The 2,676-nt window shown below is 40.4% G+C and carries 1 protein-coding gene and 2 pseudogenes; all 3 read left to right on the top strand.

Annotated elements, in window-relative coordinates; all coding sequences use genetic code 11:
- Nucleotides 1–48 precede the first annotated feature (48 nt).
- Nucleotides 49–234: pseudogene (gene ppnK / locus ACXAC4_RS20275) on the top strand (NAD(+) kinase); the annotation flags it as partial.
- Nucleotides 235–715: 481 nt separating this feature from the next.
- Nucleotides 716–916: a hypothetical protein gene (locus ACXAC4_RS20270; protein ID WP_475164986.1), complete on the top strand. Its 201-nt coding sequence runs from the start codon at nucleotides 716–718 to the stop codon at nucleotides 914–916.
- A 60-nt stretch (nucleotides 917–976) separates the two neighbouring features.
- Nucleotides 977–2,651 (top strand): annotated as a pseudogene (recN, locus tag ACXAC4_RS20265) (DNA repair protein RecN).
- The last annotated feature ends 25 nt before the right edge of the window (nucleotides 2,652–2,676 follow it).

Genomic DNA, 2,676 nt, shown 5'->3' with positions numbered 1-2,676 from the left:
AAGGTTAACGACGGTTAGATTCACCTCTTACACAGCACCTACGTTTAAAAGCTTAGCCTCGAAAATACCGACAGCCTACAAGTCAGCTGTGATAGTCACGTAGTTTTAGCTGTATTACCTGGTGACGAAGTAGTGATTAAAAAAGCAGACAAGCGTCTACGTTTGATTCATCCAAAGGAATACTCTTACTACAATGTATTAAGAAAAAAAATTAAATTGGGGGAAGCCGCTTATTTTAAGTGGCTTTTTTTATCTCAAGCTAATTGCCAAGGCGTATTGATTAGCGCAAAATAATAAGACTAAAAGCTGTATTTTTTAAAGGATTCTAAGGCGAAATGAGTTATATCGTTTTTCTTGCTCTATTATTACTTATCACCTTACTAGGTTGTTACTGGGTGGTTGAGAGCAATCGTCGTAAAGCTATTGAAGCTCGAAAAAAAACGTTTTAATCAACGAGTCAAAGAAATCAATAATGACTTTAAAAATAAATTAATTGATTTTAGCGAAGGCAAAATTATCCGCCCTAAGAATATTTCGCGCCTAGATATGATCACCAGCAATTACTTTCTTTGTAGGGCAAGCGGCACAACTGAACAAAATCTCACTTACCTCGAATTCATTAGCGATTTGCTTATCAACACAATCATAATGGAAGCCAGTAAAGCGCAAAGCCCTGAGGAAATCTGATCAGCTCGCTGACAGGTTACAGTATTTTATGGCTGAATTGCCTTACAACGGCATCGAGTACAATAAAGCGTTTTATCAAGAAGCCTTACCATCGCTGATTGAAGTAATTAGATATCAGCCCCCCACCGATTTACAGGACGATCAGCCGCTAGCCCAGAGCACGCAAGCTGCAAATGAATCAAGTCCAAGAAAATCAACTGCCAGAATTAAGCAAAGCTTAAAAATTTAATTTGCAAAACCCGAAAACACTGTATAAATTAACAGTTAATTGACTGGATGGATAAACAGTATGTTAATCGGGTTAGAAATTAAAAACTTTGCCATTGTAAGTAATTTAAGTACTGAGTGGCACAATGGTATGACAGCTATTACAGGTGAAACGGGTGCGGGTAAATCAATTGCAATTGATGCCCTGTCATTATGTTTAGGCGAGCGTGCAGATGCAGGTGCTGTTCGCCCAGGTACGGATTGTGCAGAAATTTGTGCACAATTTGATATTAGCCAAGTTCCCTCTTGCCCAGCACTTTTTAGAGCAACATTTACTCTCAAACAGTGAAGGCGAATGTTTACTACGCCGTGTTATTTGCAAAAATGGCCGCAGCAAGAGCTACATTAATGGCAGCTCAGTTACCGCTGCACAATTAAAAGAGATAGGTCAGTATTTAATTTCTATTCACGGGCAACATGCCCATCAGCATTTATTAAAAGCTGAACATCAGTTGCACCTGCTTGATGCCTATGCCGGCCACAACCAGCTATTAGCTGATGTTAAAGAGCGCTTTAAAGCCTACCAAGCATTAATTAAAGAATTTAATCAACTTGAACAACAACAGCAGCAACAAGCAGCTCAAAAGCAATTACTGGAGTATCAAGTAGCTGAACTTGATGAATTTGCCCTGCAACCGGGTGAGTTCGAAGAGATTGAAGCTGAGCATCATAAACTAAGCCATAGCCAGACTATTTTAGAGTCATGCCAACGTGAGCTACAACACTTATACGAAAGTGATGAGCAAAGTGCGTGTTCATTGCTGCAACATAGCGCCCAACAATTTACAGAGCTGGCAAGCTACGATGAAAGCTTATCTAGCATAGCATCATTACTGAGTGAAGCTGCCGTTCAAGTTGAAGAAGCTAGCCGCGAGATACGCAGCTATGTTGATGTAACTGATTTAGACCCTGCCCGGTTAGACGAAGTTGAAATGCGTTTAACAGGTGCTATGGACCTTGCCCGAAAACATCATATAAAACCAGAAGAGCTGGTAGAATTTCATCAGTCAATCGCAGAAGAGTTAGCATCAATTAGTTATAACAGCGACCGCCTTGTTGCTCTCGAAAGCGAAATTAACAATGCCCTTGAGCAATATAAACAAGCAGCAAAACTGTTAAGTGAAAGCCGCCATAAATACGCAGATACGCTTAATCAATTAATTAGTGATAGCATGGCTAACTTATCAATGGAAAACGGCAGGTTTGCGATTGATATTCAACAAACTAGCGATAAAGCGCCAAGTGCAATGGGTTTTGATACGGTGTCGTTTTTAGTATCTACCAACCCAGGTCAACCGTTACAAGCACTGTCTAAAGTGGCTTCTGGTGGTGAGTTATCGCGAATTAGTTTAGCTATTCAGGTCATTATTGCTCAGCGTGTTACAACGCCGACTCTTATTTTCGATGAAGTAGATGTGGGTATTTCTGGACCAACCGCGTCTGCAGTTGGCAAGCTTTTACGCCAATTAGGTAAATCAACTCAAGTTATTTGTGTAACTCACTTGCCGCAGGTTGCAAGCTCTGGACATCAGCAATTTTTTGTAGCTAAAGAAATTGCAAACGGCGAAGCCTACACTCAAATGAATAAGCTATCTAAAGAAGGCCGTATTGATGAAATTGCCCGACTACTTGCCGGTGACAATATCAGTAAAATGGCTAGAGCAAATGCCAAAGAGCTTATAAGCGCACATGCATAACCCATTTTTAGCTATGAAGAACTGG

This window comes from Pseudoalteromonas sp. AWM4_233, assembly GCF_056158285.1.
Note: the sequence above shows the minus strand (reverse complement) of the source record. Positions and strands in the feature narration are given on the sequence as shown.